This window comes from Microbacterium sp. 2MCAF23 (genome assembly GCF_052115565.1).
GTDB lineage: Bacteria > Actinomycetota > Actinomycetes > Actinomycetales > Microbacteriaceae > Microbacterium.
The window spans coordinates 165,535-186,878 of the sequence record NZ_JBFRGY010000013.1 but is presented as its reverse complement, the minus strand read 5'-3'; the positions used below and the strand labels follow the sequence as shown (position 1 = coordinate 186,878).

Sequence of the window (21,344 nt, the reverse complement as noted above, 5' to 3'; positions counted from 1 at the left end):
CTCCGGCGCCGTCCCGGCCCGTTCGGCGCGCACCGTCGCCGCGACCGCGGCCACGGCTGCGGCCAGTTCCGCGGCGTTGGGCTGCGCCGACGAGCGCCGGCGTGCGGTGCGCACCCGCGCATCGGTGACCTGATCCGCGGCGCCTGTCGCGTTGGGCATGAGCACGGATCGCCCCGCATCGCGCACGACGAGCTCCCGGGCGCCGCCGACGTCGCTGAGCACGAGGGGAAGCCCGATGGCTGCGGCCTCCGTGGCGGCCATCGGCCAGCCTTCGAAGAACGAGTCGAGCACGAACGCGTCCGCGGCGGCGAGGAGCGCCTTCGCATCCGAGTTGCCGAGCAGGTGGATCCGGTCCGGTGCCGCCGAGCATCGCCGTAGTGCGTCGGCGCGTCGCACCTCGACGACGTCCGAGGGATCTCCGGCCCAGACCAGGCGAACTTGCCGGTCACCCTGTGCGATCGCCGTGGCGAACGCCGCGACCAGGCCCGCGGTGTTCTTCTGGGCGTCGTACCGTGCAAGGCACACGAACACGACGTCCTCGCCGACCTCCGTCCCGATCGCGACGGAGAGCGCGGCGCGAGCCTGTCGGCGCTGCACCGGCGAAGGGGTGGGCACGGCGGGGGAGCCGTTCGGGATCACCGTGATCGGTGTGGCATCGCCGATGCGGCGCCGATGGAATGCGGCGACGGTCTCGCTCACGGCGACGGCGTGTGCCGAGCGGGCCATGAGGGCGGCGAACCGCGCCCAGCGCGCACGCGTGAAATGGATCTCGGTGTTGTGCATCACCGGGATCAGCGGGAGGCCGCTGCTGAGGGCCACGCGCTCGAGCAGCGGCGGTGCGCTGTGCAGCTGGATGACATCGGGGCGCGCGGTCCGGATCGCGGCCAGGCCGGAGGGCTCGTCGACGGCGATCAGCACGTCGACGCCGGAGTCGCGGAGCCTCGCCGCCCGCGGACCGTCTTGCGGGCACAGGACGATCGGATCCACGTCGTACTCTGCGAGACCCGCCGCGAGCATCTCGATGACCGTTCCGATGCCACCGATATCGAGGCTGTCCGCGACGAGCAAGCACCGCACCCGATCCGCGATGGGAACGCTGCGTACCGCTTCTTCGGGCGTCGGAGCCTCGCCGGCCGTCTCGGACGCGGCGACCAGTCGCAGGGGGCTGAGGGCGGGCAACGGCCGGGAGAACACGGAGCGCGTCACGCGATGCACGTAGCCGTAGCGCACGCGCGGCGGCAACAGATCGGTGGCGAACACGAGCGTCCCCCACAGCGCCGCCGCGCTCCGCGCCCCCAGCCTCTCCGCACGCGCTCGCATCGACGCCCCGGCCTCAGGCGAATCCGGGAAGGGGGCGGTTGCGTCGTGAGGGCCAGAGTGGCGCGAGCTGGTCGGCGCCCACGCCGATCAGCGCCCACCGCCCGGTGGACGCCGAGCTGCCGAGCACATGCGGGCTTGCATGGAACGGCGACAGCGCGGCCTGCGAATCGTCCTCGAGCCCGGCGATGAAGATCAGCTCATCCGGCTGGCGTGCGGCGATCGCGGCGCTGGCGCGGGCTGCGTCCGAGGTCGACACCGAGAACGGGCGCTCGAAGCGCGAGAGGTCGTCGGCGTGCGCGGCGTTCGCCTCGGGATCGAGGTCGATGACGTGCAGCGATCGCAGACCCGAGAGTTCGAGCACGTCGTCGATGAGCATCCGGATGTCGGCGAAGACCTGCGCGCTGTCCGGGCTGATCCGGTGCACGTCGCGGGCGACGGTCGATTCGCCCCACCAGATCCGCGCGCTGCGAAACCGGCGCAGGCCCCGCGCCAGGGAGTCGGCGAAGCCGGCCCGGTGCACGGTGCCGCAGGTGGTCTGGATGGGCAGCATCTCGGGATAGGTGTCCCCGACGTGGCGGTGCGCGAGGTCGAGTTTGGCGAGGTTGGTGCTGAGGCTGTTATGCGTGAGGGGGATGTCGCGGGCTACCGCCCTGCGTCCCGCCCGACGCATCCTCAGCGCGTACTCGACGCCGTAGGCATGCCACGCGAGCAGCGGATCCTCGGAGAGCGGCTCGGCGAGCAGCTGTGCCCGCGGCGCCATGAGCAGCACCTCGTCGAGGGTGTCCACGTCCATGGGGAACGGCGCGGACTCACCGATGCGGACGATGCGGTCGCGGATCCGTCCGATGATGCGCTTGTCCCGGTCGATGCCGACCGCGCCCATGATGCCGATGTCCGGGGCATCCAGGAGTTCGGCGGCTGCCTCCTCGAGCGCGGGCAGTGAATGCAGCACCACGTCCTGGTGCACGAAGACCACGACGTCGTTGCGCGCCCGGCGGGCACCATCGTTGAGCGCGGCGCCCGCCGATGAGAACCGGTTCTCCCTGTTGTCGACGGCGATCAGCTCGGTCTGCGGAGCGTCTGAGATCTGCGCGTCGACGGAGCGCTGCAGGCACGAGGAGAGCACCGGCTGGTCGTTGTAGACGCAGACGATCGAGACCGGGGCGCGCCGTCGGTCGGAGCGGGTCTGCGGCGGCGTCGTCACGTTCTCGATTCTACTCGACGGCGAGCCCCCAACGGGGGGTGAAAATCGCCTCTGACGGCCGGGAAAACGCAGTGCGAGGGAGCCGTCCAGTCGATACGATGATCGCGTGAACGCGGATGTCGCCGTGGTCGTGGTGACCTACAACAGCGAGGAGCATGTCTCCGCGCTGCTCGACAGCGTGCCGGCCGCACTCGGGGACGCCACCGGCTCGGTGGTCGTCGTCGACAACGGCTCCACCGACCGGACGCTGGAGATCCTCGACGCTCGCGGAGACTGCACGGTGGTGCGTTCGACGAACGTCGGCTATGCGGCGGGCATGAACCGGGCGGTGGCCGAGTCCGAGCCTGCACGGGCGATCCTGATCCTGAACCCGGATGCTGCGCTCGATGCGGATGCGGTGCCGCGCATGCTCGCCGTGCTGGACCGGCCAGGGGTCGGCATCGTCGCCCCCCGAGTGCGTGAGGCGGACGGCGAGCTCTCGCCGACTCTGCGCCGGGCGCCGACTCTGGGCCGCGTCGGCGGCCTCAGCTTCACGCGGCGCCCGGCGTTCGCGGAACGGATCGAGGATCCCGCCGCCTACGAGGCGGAGCACGATGTGGATTGGGCGGTCGGCGCGATCCTGCTCGTCGACGCGGACTGCTACCGGGCGCTCGGGGGCATGGATGAGTCGTTCTTCCTCTATTCGGAGGAGACGGATCTCAGCCTCCGCGCGGCGGACGCCGGCTGGTCGACGCGATACACGCCGGACGCCGGCGCCGTGCACGTCGGCGGCGGGTCAGGGGAGAGCTCGACGACGCACATCATGAAGATCCTGAACCGGATCCGGCTGTACCGCCGCCGCACCGGACCCGTCCGAGGGGCGCTTTACTTCTGGCTCAGCGTCGGCGTCGAAGTGCGCCGCGGCGTGTTCGGGCGCAGACGCTCCTGGGCAGCGGTCAGGGCGCTCCTCAGACCTTCGGAGCGCCCTGACGCGCTGGGGCTGGGGGATCGGCTCATCCCGCGCTGAGCGCGCTCACTCCTCGGAGCGGGAGATGGCCGTGCCGTCGCTGTAGCGGTTGGACTGCCAGACGTTGCCGTTCGGGGAGCCGATCCCGTTCAGGCTGTTCGTCGGGCCGAACACGCCGCACTTGCCGGACCCGCCCCGGGCGAACACGTTGTTCGTCACGGTGAGGTTGTGCGTGTCGGGGTAAGGCTTGCCCGGGTAGTAGCCCGGATTGAGGCAGTATCCGGCCTGCGTGTCGATCCCGGAGCCGCTCATGTCGAACGTCGACGCCAGATAGTTGCGGTCGATCGTGATGTTCTGGATCGGCGCGAAGTCGCCGTAGAACCCGATCACCGAGGAGCAGCCGGCGTCGCCGCCGGGGTTGGATACGTTCTCCCAGTCGCCGCAGCTGGCGTAGTTGTGCAGGATGCGGAAGTCGTTCGTGCCGTTCCCGCCGAAGGCGTTGTAGTGGTACGAGCCGCCGAGCTGCATGCCGTGCACCCAGTTGTCCGCGGCCTCGCAGTGCGTGTCGCACTTGATGACGCCCTCTCCGCCGTGGGAGTTGACGCGGTAGGCGAAGAAGTTGCTGCGGCCGATGTTCTCCCACCACGGCAGGTCGGAGGGGTGCACCTCGGTGTCCTGGATGACCACGGGACCGTAGCTGGCCTGCTCGCTGTAGATCACGCCCTTCACGAGCGAGTTCTTGATGGTCACGCAGGGCGTGTCCTTCGAGGTCGTGCCGTTGCCGGCCTGCACGATGATCGTGTCGTTGACGATCTTCGAGTCGATCACGACGCCGCAGCTGGTGATGGTCGTCGGGCCGGTGTACGGGGTCAGCGTCACGGGCGCGCGGGTGTCACCGGGCAGGCCGTGCGGGTAGCCGGTGTTCTGCGGGCCCGGCCAGCAGCCGCCCCACGGGTCGGTGCCGCCAGGGGTGTTCGCGCTGCCGACGCAGCCCGCGTTCGACGCCGGAGGGGTGGTCGGCGTCGTCGTCGGCTCCGGGGTCGGCGTGGTCGTGGGCTTCGGGGTGGGGGTGGCGCTCGGCGTGGTCGTCGGCTCCGGGGTCTGCGTCGGCTCCGGGGCGGTCGTGGGCGACGGAGATCCTGCGGTGGAGTCGTCGGTGCGCCGGAAGACCACGTCGGCGAGGTAGTTCGAGCCGCGATATGTCGACTTCGGCAGGGTGGAGGTGTCGCCGTAGCGGTAGACGCCCGCGTCGGCGGCGAGATCGAAGCCGTTCACCTGCTTCGGATCGGACAGGTTGTCTTCGCTGACCGCATAGCCGCCGTGCGGAGCGTTGTACGAGGCGACGTAGGCGCGTCCCCCGATGAGTTTCACCGGCGTGACCAGCGGGACGGTACGCCAGCCCACGGTCGTGGTCGGGGAGAAGGACGTGTGCGCGAGCACGGTGCCGTCCGAGGACCACAGTGTGGCGTCGGTGACGCCGTCGGTCTGGCGGCCCTGGTAGTACTGCAGGGCGGTGACGTCGCCGGAATGCTCCGGTGTGAAGCGGACACCGAGTTCGACCGGGACCCGGTCGGAGTCGGCGGCGGTCGTCGGTGTCATGGTGTCGGAGAACATGCCAACGGAGGCGCCGACCGGGGGAGCGGCAGGGACGGCGCTCGCCGCGGTCACGGTTGCGATGGTGCCGGCGACCGCGAGGAGTGCCGCGCCGGCGGCGATCAGGCTGAGTCGTCTGCGACGGGGGCGCAGACGGGTGCGGATGGGATTCGTGGGGGAGGGCATACTAACCGGTATTCCGATAAGGGGTCTTGCAGATGGGGGATCTGCAACATAACGAACGGGTAAAGCCAGTATCGGCGCGTGCCGCGGTATACTGCGGAACTGTCAGGACTCTCCCGGTATGCCGGTATGCGATGAGCGCAGTATTCCAATATTTCTTCCATGCATTCTTCACGCCATTTCCGCGCATTCTTCACGCATTTCCTGCACTTCATCGCAGACGTTTGAGCAGGCTCTTCCCGAGTCTCACGGCGTCGCCGGGATCCGGTCGGTGGGCGAGGATCCCCTGTACCGAGGCCAGGGTGTCCGCATCCGTCACGCTGTACCGCGGGCTCAACCAGGACCGGTCCGGGGCAGGCAGCCGGTCGCTCGTGAACACCCGGTCGTAGCCTGCCGTGCGCAGTCGGTGCAGCAGGCGGCGGTCGTAGCGCCCCAGCGGGAGCGCGGCGTCGTGGATCGTCGCCCCCGACGCGGCCTGGAGGGCGGTGCGAGCGTCCACGAGCTCGCGCTGTGCTTGCGCGTCGTCCAGACCGCGCCACGGCACATGCGCCCACCCGTGTGTGCCGATGCGCATCCCCGCTGCGCGCAATCTCGCAAGCGCCGCAGCGTCCAGACTTTCCGGATCCTGCAGGCGCCCGGCGAGCGCGAAGAACGTCGCGCCGAGCCCGCGTTCCACCAGCGCAGGCATCGCGATCTCGACGTCGGACCGGTTGCCGTCATCGAAGCTCAGGTCGACGTCGTCGTGGCCGGGAATCAGGTCAAGGATGCGGAGGAAGAGATCCTGAGAGACCCAGTAGTGTCCCTCGCCGGGTTCGCGTTCGCGACGTGGCACCCCGATACCGTGGAAGCAGAGATGGATTCTCATGGGCTCACCTCTTCGGGCGACGCGGGCGCCGGTGTCCGGGTACTCGCGTCACGGCCCCAGTCGTCGCTCGCGCTGCGGCGGGCACGGACTCCGGCGAGCACGGTGATCGCGAGGTAGGCGACCGCGTCGGGTGCCAGGCGGAGATCGTGCAGCACCACGTCGCGGAACCAGGACCAGCGGTCGGCGGATCGTACGGCCGCGCCTCCCGCCGCGGCGATGCGCCGCATCTCGGTGTTTCCGCGCCGCACGCGGACGAGGCGGCGCAGCAGGTCGGCCGTGGTGCGGGGGGACTCGACCTCGACGACGACCGTCTCCACCTCGCTCTTCTCCGCGTCGGCGAACTGTGCGTCCAGGAAGAGATCGTCCGCGGTGAGCGCGGGGAACTCCTGGAAACGGGCGCGCCCGAGCTCCGAGAGCACGATGAGACCGCGGCCGAACAGTCCGAGGCGGAACACGGGGAGCTTCTGATTGATCCGGAAATAGGCGCGCACCGGCCAGGGGCGGCCGGTGGTGACGACACGGCGGACTGGCATGGTCGCCAGCACGCCCGGCCTGGTCCGAAGCGCCTCCGCGAGCGCGCGCAGCGCTCCCGGTGGGGGCACGATGTCGGCGTCCAGGTACACGCGCGGGAAGCCTTTCGCGACGCTCTCGGCGGCATTGAGCGCGTCGGCCTTGCCGGATTCGGCGCGCTCCACCACGCGTGCCCCGCGCGCGCGCGCGATCTCGGCCGTGGCGTCGGTGCAGCCGTTGGCGCTGACGATCACCTGCAGTCGCACGCCCTGGACGGTGGGGGAGAGTGCGTCCAGGCACCGTCCGATCACAGCCTCCTCGTCGTGTGCGGCGATGATCACGCTCATGAGGGAGCGGCCTTCCATGGCGGCGGTCAAGGCGTCACCACCGTCGGGGACCAGGCGTGCGGGATCAACGGAGTCGGCGCACCAGTCCCGTCGGCTGCCAGCTTCCAGACGTCGGTGTCACCCGGTGTCGCGTTCGGCATGCCGTAGATCAGGGTGTCGTCGTCGAGCCAGACGATCTGGTCGTCGACGCTGCGGCTCTCGACGCTCAGCACAGTCACCTTTCCCGAGGTGATGTCGTAGACAGCCGGCGTCCAGTGCACGGTCGGGCCCGAGCCGCTGGTGACCCGCTTGAACGCGATGCGGGCGCCGTCGGGGGAGAGCGATGGACACTCGACCGCATCCAGCACCGACGTCAGGGTCCGCGCCGCGATGTCGCCCTTCACCAGGTAGGTGCGCCCGACGGTCGTCATGCCGACCGTCGCGTAGAAGGTGTTGTCGTCGATGAACGTGACGCCCCAGAAGTTGCGGTCCGCAGGTGCGCTCGGCTGCCCATCGATGAGCAGGGTCCACGTCTCGAGCGCCGGCGCTGCTTCTCCGTCCGAGACGCGTCGGATCTCGGTGTCGGTGGAGAAGCCGATCGCGGCGTAAGCGTGACCGCTGACGAATGACGTCGTGGCGACCATCGTGCCGTCAGGAGAGAACCGGGTGCGACTCGGGACGCCGGGTAGCGCCCATTCGGTGCGCTGCTCCGCCCCCGACGCGTCGTAGATGCGCGCCGAGTACGTGGGGGTGATGCTGCGCTCAGAGGAGAGGCAAGACAGGTTCCGCGTTGTCGCGGCGACCCGATCGCACGTCGCGTCAAGGATGCTGCGTGCCCCGGCTGGATCCGAGAGCGGCACGACCGCGACATGTCCGTATCCCTGCCCGGTCGCCGTGTTGCGGAAGACGATCCTGGCTCCGGTGGGCGCGGCGCCTGGCGTGGCTGTGCCGACAGTGGAGGGAGCGTCCTGCTCGCGCTGGTACTGCGTCCACGCCGAGACTCCCACCGCGGTGGTCGCGCCCAGCGCGAGCACCGACACGACGACGATGAGCAGCCATTTGAGTCGCGTGCTCATGACGGTGGGCTTTCGTGCTCCGGCCCCGCCGCGGACTCGTCGATGGCCTGATCCGGTGTCTCACCGTGCGGGGCGGAGAGGTGTGGCCGCAGCAGCAGGGCGATCACCGGGATCGCCACGAGCAGCACACCGGCGACCAGGTAGAGCGACGCCTCCCGCCCGAGGGCGTACCAGAGCAGACCGAAGCCGGAGGCGGAGAGGAAGCGGCTGACCGCCACGACGGTCTGTGCTGCGGCGATGCCCGTGCCGTGCGTCTCCGGGGTCGTCAGCTGGGCGGCGAGCGCGGCGAGCACCCCGTCGGTCGCGGCGTAGAAGGCGCCCAGGAACAGCAGGCAGAGCAGAGTCGCCGCGATGTCCTGCATCGGCAGCGCGGCCACGAGGTACGCGGCGAGCAGGCCGAGGTGGCCGAACACGAACACTCGGGCGCGGCCGATCCGGTCGGACAGCCTGCCCAGCGGGATCGCCAGAGCGAGGAACGCGATGTTCGTGCCCACATACATCAGCGGGAACCACTGGGCCGCGAAGTCGCTGCGTGCCTGCAGCACCAGGTACACGAAACCATCCCCGATGGTGAGCAGCCCGAGGATTCCTGCTGCCGCGAGCACACGCCGCATCGGACCCGAGGTGATCGTCGCCCAGTCGAACCGCGGTCGCGCCGCGAAGCGGCCTGAGTGCTCAGCCGTCATGGCTGCGGCCGTCTCTCCGCGCTCGGGCGCGGTGCGCACGTCCGGCACGAACAGCCCGAGGATCATCACGCCGATCACGGCGAAAGCCAGGGAGGCGAGGAAGATCGTGCCGTATCCGTTCGGGATCAGCAGCAGGATGAGGAAGGCCAGCAGCGGCCCGACGGCGGCGCCGATGTTGTCCAGGGTGCGGTGCACCCCGAACGACGTCCCGAGGTTGTCGGGGCGGGAAGACGCGGTGATGACCGCGTCGCGCGGAGCGGTACGGATGCCCTTGCCGAGGCGGTCGGCCGAGATCACGATCGTGAGCGCCGTGAACCCGGAGGCGAAGAGCAGCCCCACCCGGGCCATCGCGGCGATCGCGTAGCCGACGAAGGCCACCCATTTCGGCCGCCCCAGTCGGTCGGAGGTGTATCCGCCCGCGATGCGTACCAGGGCGCTCACGCCCTGGTACAGGCCGTCGAGGAAGCCGAATGCGATGGTCGACAGGCCGAGGTAGGTCGTGACGTAGAGCGGCAGCACCGCGGTGATCGACTCGGACGAGATATCGGTGAGCATCGACACGATCCCGAAGGCGATGACTGTCGATGAGACGGTGGGCACACCGGGCCGGGTCGCGGTGCGCGCCGGATCCGCGGGCGGCTTGGGCTTGTTGCTGAACGAGATGTACACGGCGGTCTCACTGCGTCCGCAAGACGCCGAAGACGGTGTAAAGCGTGCCCGTGCCCGAGGAGCCGAAGCTCAGGGTGAGCGATTCGTAGGCGCCCGTGAAGGTCATGGTCCCGTCCGCGGTCTGCTGCTCCCGCATCCCCGCCGCAGCCCAGCGCGTGCGGAACTCGCCGCGCACCTCGTCCTGGGAGGCTGAGGAGAGGGCGGAGAGCGTCACCTGCATGACCGTGTCCTGCGTGGCGATGGAGCTCGAGCGCACAGTTGAACCGGCGGCGGGTCCGGCGACCTCTGCGGGGAACCCATCGACCAGACCTCCGTCCAGCGACCCCGATCCCGGCAGGGGCGCGCTGATCAGGGGTCCTGCTTCGCCCGCGCTCGCCGGGGGCATCGCGCTCAGCGGGGTCGCGGGGGGCGGCGGCACCTCGGACCCGGACGCCGGGGTCGCACCGGGCAGCGGACCGGATGTGCTCTGCGGTGCGGCCGTGGCAGCTCTATCGGCGCCGGTGCCGCCCACGCCTGTCAGCACGATCGCGGTCACAGCCCCTGCGGCGACGAGCACGCCGACCACCCCGATGGTGACCCTCATCGCGGGCGCGATCCGTGTTCCCCGTGCTTCGTCTGACATCGCTGTCGCCTCCCGTCGGCCGCTGCGGACCGTTCTCCCCAGGCCCGCGACCTCCCGAATCACGGGGTGCTGCTCAGATGCTCTCATGCCCAAGGACCCGCGACCAGGGGTTCGCCATGCTCTGGGGGAGGAAGAGCACGTGACGGCGACGGGAGGCCCTCGCCGCGGGCCCAGCTTGCTGCGGGCGCCGTCGGCGCCCGCAGGTCTCTCAATACGCTCCGTGAGGCTGGATCATCACCTTCGCCGTGCGCCACATGATGTGCAGGTCGTCGGCGACTGACCAGTTCTCCACGTAGCGCAGATCGAGGCGCACGCTCTCCTCCCATGAAAGGTCGCTGCGCCCCGAGACCTGCCAGAGGCCGGTGATGCCCGGCTTGACGTAGAGGCGCCGGAACACGTCCTTCTCGTAGCCGATGACCTCTCGCGGCAGCGGCGGTCGGGGGCCGACCACGCTCATGTCGCCGATCAGGACGTTCCAGAACTGCGGCAGCTCGTCCAGCGACAGCTTGCGCAGTACTCGTCCGACGCGCGTCACGCGCGGATCCGCCTTCATCTTGAACAGCAGGCCGGATCCCTCGTTCTGTACGGACAGGTCCGCGAGACGGCTCTCTGCGTCCGTGCTCATGGAACGGAACTTCACCATCCGGAACGTCCGGCCATCTCGGCCGACCCGCTCCTGGAAGAAGAACACGGGGCCGGGCGAGTCGAGCTTGACGAGAAGTGCGATGGCCGGTGCGAGCAGCGCGATCGGGATCAGCGCCAACGACGCCACACTGACGTCCACGATCCGCTTGAGCATTCGATCCGGCCCGTCGTAGTGCGGGATCCGAACGCGGATGAGCGGGAGGCCCTCCACGCGGGAGAACCTCAGGCGGGCGCGCGAGACCTCGGGCAGGTGATTGGAGAGCACGAGCTCAGTGGCCGTGCCCTCCAACCCCCAGCTCAGTCGCTTGACGAAGTCCGGATCCCCAGCCGGACGTGTCGCCAGGACGACTGTGTCGGTGCTCAGCTGCGCGGCCACGGTCCCTACCGTGATCGCGTTGCCGAATACCGGGATCCGCACGTCTCCGATGAGGAGATCGCGCGCGTTCCCATCCAGCAGGGTCGCCCCAACGACCATGTAGCCGGATCTCTCCGCCGGGAGCAGAGCGCGGATCGCGCACTCGACGTCGGCGCGGTTGCCCACGACGAGCGTGCGAGACGCGAAGCGCCCGCTCCGGCGGAGCGTTTGGAGACGGCTGCGCCACACGAGACGACCGAGCAGCAGTGCTGCCAGGCCGAGCGGCAGGCCCGCGAGGATCGTCGGCCGCATGGCCTCCGACCCGAGCAGGACCGCCGCCATGGCGACGATGCCGAAGGATAGAGCGGTGGCCATCGCCAGGGCCCTCGCCTCCTCGGCGCCTCTGCGGAACAAGGCCGCGTCGCGCGTGCGCAGTGTGCAGAGCAGCACCGTCCAGACCGTCGCCAGCAGGATGCCGCGGAGGACGACATCGGATGCTGCCGCGCCCCCGCCCATCTCGATGACAGCGCTCACGACGACGGCGCTGAGCACCGTCACGGTGTCGCTGAGCAGCAAGCGCTCGCGAAAGCGGTGCTCCCATTCCCGCCGACGCAGGAGCGCGGCGGATGCTCGCGGAGCTGTCGCGGCGTCGGCCATGACGGTGTCACTCGTCTGCAGCGTCGGCAGCGGCATGAACATGCCAGGGCTTGCGAGGCCCAGTGCCTCCTTCATGGAGGTCATGCGGTGGCTCCTCGAGCCATAGCAATACGCAGTCCCCAGTGCGCCATTGTCCTTCCCCAGTGCTTCCCCAGTGCCGCTCGCGGACCACGAACGGAGAATTCGCGCGACCGACCCCTCGGTGCCGTCCACCGTCGAGATCCCACATCCCGACGCCTCTGCCGTTCCCAGTCGGGCAGAGGAGCGCAGACGACCTGCGCGAATGATGCGACTCTAGTCGATCAGAACGCGCCAGGAAAGGTCATTCCGCGCCATCCGATCGTTGGTTTCCCGACGCCAGAATCGGTGCTCCGCAGCGCCGACGAACCGGAATCGCCAGGGGGCTCGCGGAGGTTACAACCCGGACCAGCGGGTGACCGGCCAGAGGATCACGACCGCCTTGCCCACGATGTCCTCCGAGCGCGCCCAGCGCCAGCAGCCGGCGTCGGGGGTGGTGCGGCCGCGGCACTGTGCGGCGCCATCCGACGAGTTCGATCGATGGTCGCCGAGCACGAGGTAGGAGCCCGCAGGCACGGTGACCTCGGGCAGGCAGCGCTGCGACATCGAGGGGGTGGTGCAGTCCAGTGCGCGGGGATGGAACGCGAAGTCCTGGAAGACGTACGGCTCGTCCAAGGGCTTCCCGTCGACGATCAAACGGCCGTCGGAGCTGCAGCAGCGCACAGTCTGGCCAGGGCCCGCGATCACGCGCTTGATGAGGGTGTGCGGCCCGGACGGGCCGAAGCCGGTCACCTCGCCGATCCAGCGCAAGGCCGCCCCGAGCGGACTCCCCGCGGACGCCGGGGCGCTGTCCCAGGCGGCTCCCGCGTCGAACACGACGATGTCGCCGGTGTGCGGCTGTGCCCCGCCGACGTAAGCGAGGCGATTCACGAGCACGCGGTCGCCGACCTGCAGCGACTGCTCCATGGATCCGGACGGCACCCAGTAGGGCTTGGCGACGAAAGAAAGGATCAATCCGAGCACGACGAACGCGGCGCACATCTGGAACAGGAAGCTGCCCGTGACCCGTCGCCACAGCGGACGGGACGGCGCGGGGGAGGCCTCGGGGCTCATGGATCCATCATGCCTTCCAGCCGAGCGCGCGCGTGTCGCGTCCGCTTGGGCCTTCCGATAACATCGAGAAGTCATTGGAATGTCGCCCTCCGCTGGGTGAACCGAGCGAGGGGAAGTCGCCGACATGGATCTGCGTGAGTATCTGAGGGTCTTCCGTGCCCATTGGCTCGGAATGGTCCTGATCACGCTCCTCGGCGTCGTCGTCGCCTTCGGCTGGACGCTGCTGCAGCCGAAGGTCTACACCGCCGACGCGTCCGCGATCGTGCAGGCCAACACAGCCGGCGACACCGGTGACAGCAATCTCAGCTCCGCGATGCTCGGCAACTCCCTGACTTCGGGACGCGTCAAGACCTACGTCGCGCTCGGTCAGTCGCGCGCGGTTGCGGACGGCGTGATCAAGGATCTCAACCTCGAGACCACGCCGGACAAGCTCGTCAAGCAGGTCACCGTCGCCAACACCGTCGACACCACGACGCTCAAGGTCACGGCCGAAGCGTCCTCGCCCGAGAGCGCCCGCGACGTCGCCGAGGCGTGGGTGCGTTCGATGGGCGCGGAGGTCAATCGCCTCGAGACCGCGGATCCCGCGAAGAAGGGCGCTGTCTTCCTCAGCCCGATCGACTCTGCGCGCCTGCCGGATGCGCCGTCATCACCCAACACCAAGCTCGCACTCGCACTCGGAGCCCTGATCGGCCTCGCCCTGGCGGTCGGGTACGGACTGCTGCGCTACACCCTCGACCGTCGGATCCGCTCCGTCGAGCAGGTGGAGCGCGAGACCGGCAAGCCGGTCGTCGGCACGATCCCCGAAGAGAAGACGTTCACCGCCGACAACCGCCTGCTGCCCTTCGATGGCGGCACCAGGCAGGGCAGCGACGGTGCGCACCTCTTCGGCATCGGCGAGGCCATGCGCGAGCTGCGCACCAACCTGCAGTACATGGATGTCGACAACCCGCCGCGCATCATCGTGGTCACCAGCCCGCTGCCTGGCGACGGCAAGTCGACGATCTCCTCGAACCTCGCGGTCACCCTGGCTTCGAGCGGGCAGCCGGTCGTGCTCATCGATGGCGACCTGCGTCGTCCCATGATCGATACCGTCTTCGGCCTGCCCAAGGGCGCCGGTATCTCCGATGTGCTCGCGGGCCGGGCGACGATCGCCGAGGTCGCCCAGCGCTTCGGCAACGGTCAGCTGCTCGTGGTCACGGCAGGCAAGGTTCCGCCGAATCCGAGCGAGGTGCTCGGATCCGCCCGCATGCGGGAACTGCTGAAGTCGATCGCCCGCGAGGCCATCGTCATCATCGACGCCCCGCCGCTCATCCCCGTCACTGACGCTGCCGTGCTTGCGCACAGCGCGGACGGTGCGATCATCGTGAGCACCGTGGGCAAGACCACGTACGAGGTGCTGGGCAAGGCCATCGGCAACCTCGAGCGTGCGGGCGCGCGTGCGCTCGGCCTGGTGCTGAACCGCATCCCGCGCCGCGGCAGCGGTGCCGCGTATTACGGTTACCAGTACCACGGCGACTACTACCGCAACGACGAGCAGGAACTGCCGTCGGGCCCGGTCCGCAGCGAGAGCTCTCGTCGTCGGGAGACCGCGGAGACGGCGTGATGACGCCGGACGATGCCGCGTCGCGACATCCCGGGTACGAGCCGCTCGATGTCGGTGCGTTCGGCGTGCGGATCCGGCTGACCTTCGACGACGACCTCCCTGGCGACACGGTTGAGGGGATCCGGGCTTCGTGGGCCGGCGCTCGCCTTCCCTACGTCGACACCATCGAGCCCGGCGCCATAGTCCCTGTCGTCGCCGGGCCGCATCCGGACGTGCTCGCCGAGTCGCTCACCGTGCAGGTCACGCTCGCGGCTTTGAGCTGCCGCAGCGGCGAGCTGTTCCTCTTCCACGCCTGCGGCGTCGCGGATCCGGCCGGCAGGGTCGCCGCGTTCGTCGGGCCCTCCGGCCGCGGCAAGACCACGCTCAGCCGCGCGCTGGGGGCGGTGCACGGCTACATCTCCGACGAGACGATCGCGGTGGACCTGGCGCTCTCCGTGCTGCCGTACCGGAAGCCGCTCTCCGTCGTGCGAGCGGGGCGGCCCAAAGAGCAGATCTCGCCCGACGCCGCCGGCTTGCATCCCGTGCCTGAGGCGCCGCTCGCTCTCACCGCCCTTGTGCTGATCACCCGCGACGCCGAGCAGCCGGATCCGGTGATCGAGCAGGTGCCATTCCCGGAGGCGATCGCCGAACTCGCCCCGCAGATGAGCTACCTCGCCGAACTGCCGACGCCGCTGCAGACGCTCGCGGCGCTCTGCGACCGCATCGGCGGCGTGGTGCGGCTGACCTATCCTGAGGCGACAACGGTGCCGCCGATTCTGCCGCGACTGCTGGATCACGCCTGGGTGCATGAGGCCTGGGCGCCGGCACCCGCAGGGGAGAACCGCGAGTTCGACCTCTCTGCGGTGGCCGACGCCATCCGCTGCGGCGATCGCGTCGTCGTGCTCGCACAACGCTGGGTGCACGTGCTCGATGGCATCGCGCCGGTGATCTGGGACTCGTTGCGTGCCGGCCGCACCGCCGACGAGATCGTCGCCGACGTCGTGGCGGAGTTCGGGGCGCCGGCGCACGGCGAGCCGCGCGAGCTGGTCCAGGCGGCACTCGGCAAGCTGGTCGACGCCGGAGTGCTGCGCCGACGCTGAACCCTCGGCGATGTCGGGCGCAGGTCAGTGGCTCGGGCGGATCCTCGTCGGGGACGGCAGACCTTCGGCGCGCAGCGCCCGGCGCAGCTGCAGCCCGCTCGAAAAGCCGGAGTGCGCCGCGATCTCCTCGATCGAGAGCACCTCGTAGTCCGCGTTGCGCAGCAGCGATTCCGCGAGCTCGACACGCAGACGCCGCAGTGCGTCACCCGGTGTGGTGCCCAGCTTCGCGAACGCCCGCTGAAGGTGGCGCAGCGATACGTGCAGCTCCGACGCGAGCTCGGCGATCGTGAACTGCGGATCGTCCCGATGCAGCAGCATGGTGGAGCGCGCGCGATCCGTCAGAGGGGCCTGTCCGCGTTCCGGCAGGTTGCCTGCGAACACCTCGAGCAGCGCACCGAACACCATCTCGGCCAGCAGACGCTCGATGGCGTATCGCGAGATCGACGTGGTGTCCTCCGCGTTCCGTGCGATCGCAAGGGTGAATGCGCGGAACGCCTGGACCATCGGGGTCGGCTGCAGAGTGAGCGGGCGCAGCGGCGCGTCGTGGATGAACTCCCGCAGGGTGTCGACGGGAACCCACACGACGATGACCTCGGACGGTCGGCTCCACTCGATGCTCCCGCCGGTCTGCGGCGGAATGAACCGCGCGATCGGCTGGGGAGATCCGTCGGGCGCCTCGCCGCTGGGGAAGAGCACAGCAGCATGCGGCTCATCGGGCACGGCTTCGCGCCAGGTCCACGTGGTCAGCTGCGGACGATGCGCGGTGACGAGGATCGAGCGGAAAATGCGCGCGCTCACGAGGCCTGCATGGTGTGAGGAGAGGCCCAGATGCGATTCCAGCAGGAGGCCGGCGGAGGCGGATGACACGGCGACGAGAGAACCCTTTCGGACGACATAGGCCGGGGGAGATCGTCCCCGCGACCAGTATGGCGGGTCTTGCGCAGAGGATCGCGCCGTTTCGGGAAGCCGTTGCGCAAGAGCGACCGACTCAGCGCGTCAGAGGGTGCCGATCACGCCAGTGCGGCGCGAATCACCCGTTCCACCTCGTCCAGTGCGGGCACGAGCTGTGCGGCCGACTCTTCGTACACCGCTGCCGGGCGGCGATAGGGGTCGATCACGTCCTCGGACTTCGGCATGGATCCTCCCCGCAGGTCTGCGACCGCTTCGACGACTGCGACGAGGCGGTCCCGGGGATGCAGGCCTGCGCCCTCGGCGATCGCGCGCAGCCGTGCGTCGTCGAGCCCCGCGGCGAGCCGCGCGAACTCCCTTGCCGCGAAGACCCGGTGCAGGCGCCGCGGGAGCAGCTGCACGGCGTCCTCTCGCTGATCCGCCGTCATCGTGAGGATCAGGTCGGCGTCGTCCAGCAGCGGTTCCGTGAGCAGCCGGGCGCGATGCGCCTGCGCGATTGCGGGGTCCACTCCGCGGTCGCGCGCGAGCTGCTGCGCGGGATCCGTCATCGCGTGCCCGATCAGGGCATGGGTGCCGGCACTGTGCACGCGCAGGTCGAGGTCGGTAAGGCGGGTGCGCAGCAGTGACTCGGCGAGCGGCGAGCGGCAGATGTTGCCGGTGCATACGGTCAGCACGGTCGGCAGCGCCGACACCGGTACCGCGGTGTCCGCGAACATGCCGGCGAGCGAACCGAACGAAGCTCCCCCTGGTGGTCCCGCGGTCGGCGCCGAGGCCGCCGGATCGGTGGGCGCGGGCATCGGATCCGCGGAGGTCGCATCGTTTTCGGAACCGGGGCGCGGGCGGGACGCCGCCACGATGGCAGCGGCTTCCCGGCGCTGACGCAACTCGCGGCGGGTGAGGGGCTCCGCGGACTCCTGCGGAGCGGGAGCCGGATCCACAGGTCCGTGAGTCGCGTCATTCATGACACCAGGCTAGGGGCTCGGCCGGCAGTGGGGTGAGGGCGACAGGTCACCTGCCGTCGTCGTGCGCACGATCCTCGATGTAGCGCAGCAGAACTCCCTCGCGCAGCGCCCAGGGTGACACCTCGAGCTCGTCCACCTTCATCGCCGTCATCGCGGTGTGCAGCACGACGGCGGCCGCCACGATCTGAAACGTGCGGTCCGGCGTGATCCCGGGCAGCTCCTGCCGCGCAGAGGCGGGCAGACGCGCGAGACGCGGGATCCAGGATCCGAGCGACTGACGCGGCAGGAGCATCCGCTCGTACCCCTCAGTCCCTGAGCCTGTCGACGGGCCCGGCGCCTGATAGCCCACGAGCCGGGCGAGAGATCGGATCGCCTTGGACGAGCCGACCACGTGGGCGGGGCGGGGCAGCGCGAAGAACCGCGCGGCGACGGGCGCGAACACGTCGGCAGCGTGCTCCCGAAGACGTTCCACGGCCTCCTCGCCCGGCGGATCGTCAGGCAGGAACATCAGCGTCGAGCGTCCCGCGCCGAGCGGCACGGAAGCGGCGATATCGGGGAGCTCCTCGGATCCCGCCGCGATCTCGAAGGATCCGCCGCCGATGTCGAACAACAGGATCTGCCCGGCGGCCCAACCGAACCAGCGACGCACCGCGAGGAACGTCAGCCGGGCCTCGGTCTCGCCGTCGAGCACCTGCAGCGGCTGCCCGAGTGCGGCCTCGACCCGGGCGATCACCTCGGCGCCGTTCGCCGCCTCGCGGACGGCGCTCGTCGCGGTGGCGAGAAGGGCGTCGACGTTCTCCTTCTCGGCGATCGCGCGCGCTTGCCGTACTGCGGACTCAAGGGCCTGCACGCCCTCGTCGCTGATCGCGCCTGATGGGGTGAGAAAGCGCATGAGACGCAGCACGGAGCGAGCGCTCGTGGTCGCCAGCGGCCTGCCACCGGGATGCACATCGGCCGCGAGCAGATGGACGGTGTTGGATCCGATGTCGAGCACTCCGAGACGCACGGACGAAGACTACTCGGTACGTGTGAACCACGAGGCGATCCGCGGCGCCGGCGCCGGTCAGGTGCGGGCGGCAGCGATGCTTCGCACGAGGGCATCGATCTCCGCGACGCCGCGGACCACGGGGGAGCCGACCACCGGGCTCGTGCGGGCTCCGATCAGCACCGCCGACGGAGAACCGGGGACGGCCAGCGCCTGCTTCGTCGCCGCGCTGCCGAAATAGGCGATGCCGGTGGTCTCCGGAAGACGCTCGCGCAACGCAGAGGGATCGGATGAGGTGATCACACGGATCTGCACGGGGCCGAGGGCAGCCTGCCAGTCCGGGATCCGGGCGGCGGCTTCGCGGCAGGAAGAGCACTCGGCGCTGAGGAAGAGCAGCACGGTGGGCGCGACCAGGGAGATCGTGCGGAGCTGGCGCGTGCGGCCGTCGATCGACACGACCTCGGTGGCGGGGATGGGGTCGCCCATGCCCGCCACCGCGTCCTGGGCCTCCACCGGTGCAGGGCCGACGTCGGTGCCCGTCGGGCGGTGATGGAGCACCACGATCGTACGGATGAGCACGATGACGGCGGTGACGAGCCAGAGCACGACGAGAGTCAGCACGGCGGATATGGGCAGCCCCGCGAGTGCGGCGAAGAACGGAGCGCTGGCCGCGCCGAGAACCGCGATCGCGACAGCGCAGACGACGAGGAATGCGTTGCGGACGACCGCCCACCAGGTGATGGTGTCTTCGGCGGAGAGCGTGCCGAAGCATCCGCAGGAGGCCTGCTCGCCGCGGCGGAGCACTCCGATCAAGAGTCCGCTGAACAAGACGAGCGCGACCGCGGCCAGCGCGGCGAACAGGCTGCGCAGCGGTCCGGCGGTCACGATCAGCAGCAGCGCCAGCAGGAGCTCTGCCCACGGGAGTGCTCCGGCCACGATGCGCCGCCGCAGCAGCGCAGGTACGTGCAGCGCGGTCATGGCGGCGAGGGTCGTATCCGTGCGCCCCAGTTTGGTCGCGCCCGAGAGCGCGAACACGAACGCGCTGAGCCCTGTCGAGAACAGCACAGCGATCTCGACAGGGCTCAGCGTCATGAATCCGAATCTAACGTCAGCAGAGCTGGACGGCGAGCGTGCCGGCGAAGACCGGAGCCAGGCTCACGGCCGCGGCGGCGAGGCTGGAGATGGACGCGGAGTTCGGGCCACCGGGCGCCGGGTTCGGGTGATCCGTGTCGAGCAGCGTCAGCGTGACGGTCGACGCGACGCCGAGGTCGGCGGTCGGGATCGCGCCGGCGACGTTGAACGAGATCGAGCTGCCCTGGGGGATCGCCGCATTCGTGGTGAAGACCGCGGAAGTGTTGCCCGTGCTGACGACGTTGAGCGCGGCCGCGGTCAGGATGTTGTTGAGCGTGCCGAGGTTCAGGTTGATCAGCGCAGGGTAGTCGAGCTGGAAGCGCGTACCCGCCGGGATGGTGCCCTGCTGGGCGGTGATCGTGAACGTCCGACGCGGGTTCGGCGTGAGGCCAAGGGGCTGCAGGACCAGGGTCTGAACAAGTCCGACGGTTCCGGCACCGACGAGGGCGGTGAGCACCGACAAGTCGTAGTTGCCTGCGCAGGCGCCGGTGACGGACACATCCACGCCCTGCGGCAGCGAGGCGGCCTGGGCGGGAACAGCGATCGCAGCGGCGACGACGGGCACCGACCACGCGGCGCCCTTCACGAGGGTGCGACGGCTGATGCCGCTGGTGGACTTAGTGGATTCTTCCAAGACATACCTCCGGTGTTGGGGACGGATGCGGCACCTGTGGGGAAGGAGCCGACCCGGTGAAAGCACCGACGACAGTTCGGGAAACTCCCGACGGCGCGGCCTACCCCGCCAGGCTGGCGTTTTGCTGTGAGTCCGTTGGTCGCTGGGTCGCGGTCTGATCGAACGCGGTCTCTTTCTGATCGTGCGCTATCGGTGGATCACCGACTCCGGAGCCCGCGTCAGGCGCCGATACGATGGAGCCCGTGAGCTCCGATCCCCTCGCGCCGCAGACGCTGCCGTCGCTGTCGCCGTACCGTCGCATCGACCGCGCGGACTGGGCGCGCCTCGCCGCCGACCTCGACCAGCCGCTCAGCGAGACCGAGGTCGTCGAGATCCGAGGCATCGGCGACCGGCTCGACCCGACCGAGGTGAAGGAGGTCTACCTGCCGCTCAGCCGCCTGCTGAGCCTGTACGCCACCTCGACCAAGCGCCTCGGCGAGGCGACCAACCAGTTCCTCCGTGAGGATGACGACACCACGCCCTTCGTCGTCGGCGTGGCCGGATCCGTGGCGGTCGGCAAATCGACGATCGCCCGACTGCTGCGTGAGCTCATGAGCCGCTGGCCGGGCACGCCACGGGTCGAGCTGGTCACCACCGACGGCTTCCTGTACCCCAACGCGGAACTCGAGCGCCGCGGCATCATGGACCGCAAAGGCTTCCCGGAGTCGTACGACCGGCGCGCGCTGATCGAGTTCCTCACGAAGGTGAAGAGCGGCGCCGCCGAGGTGCGCGCACCCTTCTATTCGCACATCCGCTACGACATCGTGCCCGACGCGCACGTCGTGGTGCGCCGGCCCGACGTCGTGATCGTCGAGGGCCTGAACGTGCTGCAGCCGCCGCCCGCCCCGAACGACGTCGCCGTGAGCGACCTGTTCGACTTCTCGATCTACGTCGACGCCGAGCTCGACCACATCGCGCAGTGGTACGTCGACCGCTTCCTCGCCCTGCGCCAGGGCGCCTTCACGAACCCGTCGTCGTACTTCAACGTCTTCGCACACCTCACCGACGAGGAAGCGGTCACCACCGCGATGGGGTACTGGAACGAGATCAACCTGCCGAACCTCATCGAGAACGTGATGCCCACGAAGCACCGCGCCACCCTCGTGCTCAACAAGGGTGCCTCGCACGCCGTGGAGTCGGTGCTGCTGCGCAAGCTCTGACACAGCCCGGATCCGTCGCAAAAAGATGATCGCCGTGACGCGATTCGTCGCGTA

19 protein-coding genes are annotated in these 21,344 nt (G+C 69.6%); 4 read left to right on the top strand and 15 right to left on the bottom strand.

Going from position 1 to position 21,344, the window contains the following annotated elements; translation table 11 throughout:
* Positions 1-1,260, bottom strand: a 1,260-nt coding sequence (locus AB4078_RS14835; protein WP_441977765.1) for a glycosyltransferase, incomplete at its 3' end; no start/stop codon positions are given.
* Positions 1,261-1,333: 73 nt separating this feature from the next.
* Positions 1,334-2,524 (bottom strand): glycosyltransferase, encoded by a 1,191-nt coding sequence (locus AB4078_RS14830; RefSeq protein WP_441977764.1) that lies wholly within the window; start codon positions 2,522-2,524, stop codon positions 1,334-1,336.
* Between the two features lie 106 nt (positions 2,525-2,630).
* Between AB4078_RS14830 and AB4078_RS14825 the strand changes: the two genes are divergently transcribed.
* The gene (locus tag AB4078_RS14825; protein ID WP_441977763.1) at positions 2,631-3,530 is read left to right on the top strand and encodes a glycosyltransferase family 2 protein; all 900 of its coding nucleotides are present in this window, start codon (positions 2,631-2,633) and stop codon (positions 3,528-3,530) included.
* A gap of 6 nt (positions 3,531-3,536) precedes the next feature.
* Here the strand turns inward: AB4078_RS14825 and AB4078_RS14820 are convergent, their stop codons facing one another.
* The 8 genes from AB4078_RS14820 to lepB all read right to left on the bottom strand — a co-directional run bounded on the left by AB4078_RS14820 (position 3,537) and on the right by lepB (position 12,788).
* A complete protein-coding gene (locus tag AB4078_RS14820; RefSeq protein WP_441977762.1) occupies positions 3,537-5,249 on the bottom strand; it encodes a DUF4082 domain-containing protein in 1,713 nt (570 codons plus the stop codon).
* Positions 5,250-5,457: 208 nt separating this feature from the next.
* Positions 5,458-6,111: a polysaccharide deacetylase family protein gene (locus AB4078_RS14815; protein ID WP_441977761.1), complete on the bottom strand. Its 654-nt coding sequence runs from the start codon at positions 6,109-6,111 to the stop codon at positions 5,458-5,460.
* A complete protein-coding gene (locus tag AB4078_RS14810) occupies positions 6,108-6,968 on the bottom strand; it encodes a glycosyltransferase (protein WP_441977760.1) in 861 nt (286 codons plus the stop codon). Before AB4078_RS14810 ends, AB4078_RS14815 begins: the two co-directional genes overlap by 4 nt.
* 26 nt (positions 6,969-6,994) lie before the next feature.
* On the bottom strand, positions 6,995-8,023 hold the full coding sequence (locus AB4078_RS14805; protein ID WP_441977759.1) for a hypothetical protein: 1,029 nt from the start codon (positions 8,021-8,023) through the stop codon (positions 6,995-6,997).
* Entirely contained in the window at positions 8,020-9,378 is a 1,359-nt protein-coding gene (locus tag AB4078_RS14800; protein WP_441977758.1) for an MFS transporter, read from the bottom strand. The genes AB4078_RS14805 and AB4078_RS14800 overlap by 4 nt, the downstream gene beginning before the upstream one ends.
* A 7-nt stretch (positions 9,379-9,385) precedes the next feature.
* A complete protein-coding gene (locus AB4078_RS14795; protein WP_441977757.1) occupies positions 9,386-10,000 on the bottom strand; it encodes a hypothetical protein in 615 nt (204 codons plus the stop codon).
* A 208-nt stretch (positions 10,001-10,208) separates the two neighbouring features.
* Positions 10,209-11,741 (bottom strand): sugar transferase, encoded by a 1,533-nt coding sequence (locus tag AB4078_RS14790; RefSeq protein ID WP_441977756.1) that lies wholly within the window; start codon positions 11,739-11,741, stop codon positions 10,209-10,211.
* Positions 11,742-12,071: 330 nt separating this feature from the next.
* On the bottom strand, positions 12,072-12,788 hold the full coding sequence (gene lepB, locus AB4078_RS14785) for a signal peptidase I (RefSeq protein ID WP_441977755.1): 717 nt from the start codon (positions 12,786-12,788) through the stop codon (positions 12,072-12,074).
* Between the two features lie 124 nt (positions 12,789-12,912).
* Between lepB and AB4078_RS14780 the strand changes: the two genes are divergently transcribed.
* Complete coding sequence (locus AB4078_RS14780; RefSeq protein WP_441977754.1) at positions 12,913-14,391, top strand: polysaccharide biosynthesis tyrosine autokinase; 1,479 nt, start codon at positions 12,913-12,915, stop codon at positions 14,389-14,391.
* Positions 14,391-15,470, top strand: coding sequence for a PqqD family peptide modification chaperone (locus AB4078_RS14775; protein ID WP_441977771.1), 1,080 nt, complete (start codon positions 14,391-14,393; stop codon positions 15,468-15,470). Before AB4078_RS14780 ends, AB4078_RS14775 begins: the two co-directional genes overlap by 1 nt.
* A 24-nt stretch (positions 15,471-15,494) precedes the next feature.
* On the opposite strand, the gene AB4078_RS14770 is transcribed toward AB4078_RS14775, so the two are convergent.
* The 5 genes from AB4078_RS14770 to AB4078_RS14750 form a co-directional block, all read right to left on the bottom strand.
* Entirely contained in the window at positions 15,495-16,268 is a 774-nt protein-coding gene (locus tag AB4078_RS14770) for a helix-turn-helix domain-containing protein (RefSeq protein WP_441977753.1), read from the bottom strand.
* A gap of 212 nt (positions 16,269-16,480) precedes the next feature.
* Positions 16,481-17,341, bottom strand: coding sequence for an arsenate reductase/protein-tyrosine-phosphatase family protein (locus AB4078_RS14765; protein ID WP_441977752.1), 861 nt, complete (start codon positions 17,339-17,341; stop codon positions 16,481-16,483).
* Positions 17,342-17,387: 46 nt separating this feature from the next.
* Positions 17,388-18,347 carry a Ppx/GppA phosphatase family protein gene (locus tag AB4078_RS14760; protein WP_441977751.1) on the bottom strand — a complete coding sequence of 320 codons (960 nt, stop codon included), beginning with the start codon at positions 18,345-18,347 and terminating at the stop codon, positions 17,388-17,390.
* Between the two features lie 57 nt (positions 18,348-18,404).
* Positions 18,405-19,418, bottom strand: a complete 1,014-nt coding sequence (locus AB4078_RS14755) for a MauE/DoxX family redox-associated membrane protein (protein ID WP_441977750.1) — start codon at positions 19,416-19,418, stop codon at positions 18,405-18,407.
* A gap of 16 nt (positions 19,419-19,434) precedes the next feature.
* The gene (locus tag AB4078_RS14750) at positions 19,435-20,091 is read right to left on the bottom strand and encodes a hypothetical protein (RefSeq protein ID WP_441977749.1); all 657 of its coding nucleotides are present in this window, start codon (positions 20,089-20,091) and stop codon (positions 19,435-19,437) included.
* Positions 20,092-20,324: 233 nt separating this feature from the next.
* Here AB4078_RS14750 and coaA point away from each other — a divergent pair, with 233 nt between their 5' ends.
* Positions 20,325-21,290, top strand: coding sequence for a type I pantothenate kinase (gene coaA, locus AB4078_RS14745; RefSeq protein ID WP_441977748.1), 966 nt, complete (start codon positions 20,325-20,327; stop codon positions 21,288-21,290).
* The last annotated feature ends 54 nt before the right edge of the window (positions 21,291-21,344 follow it).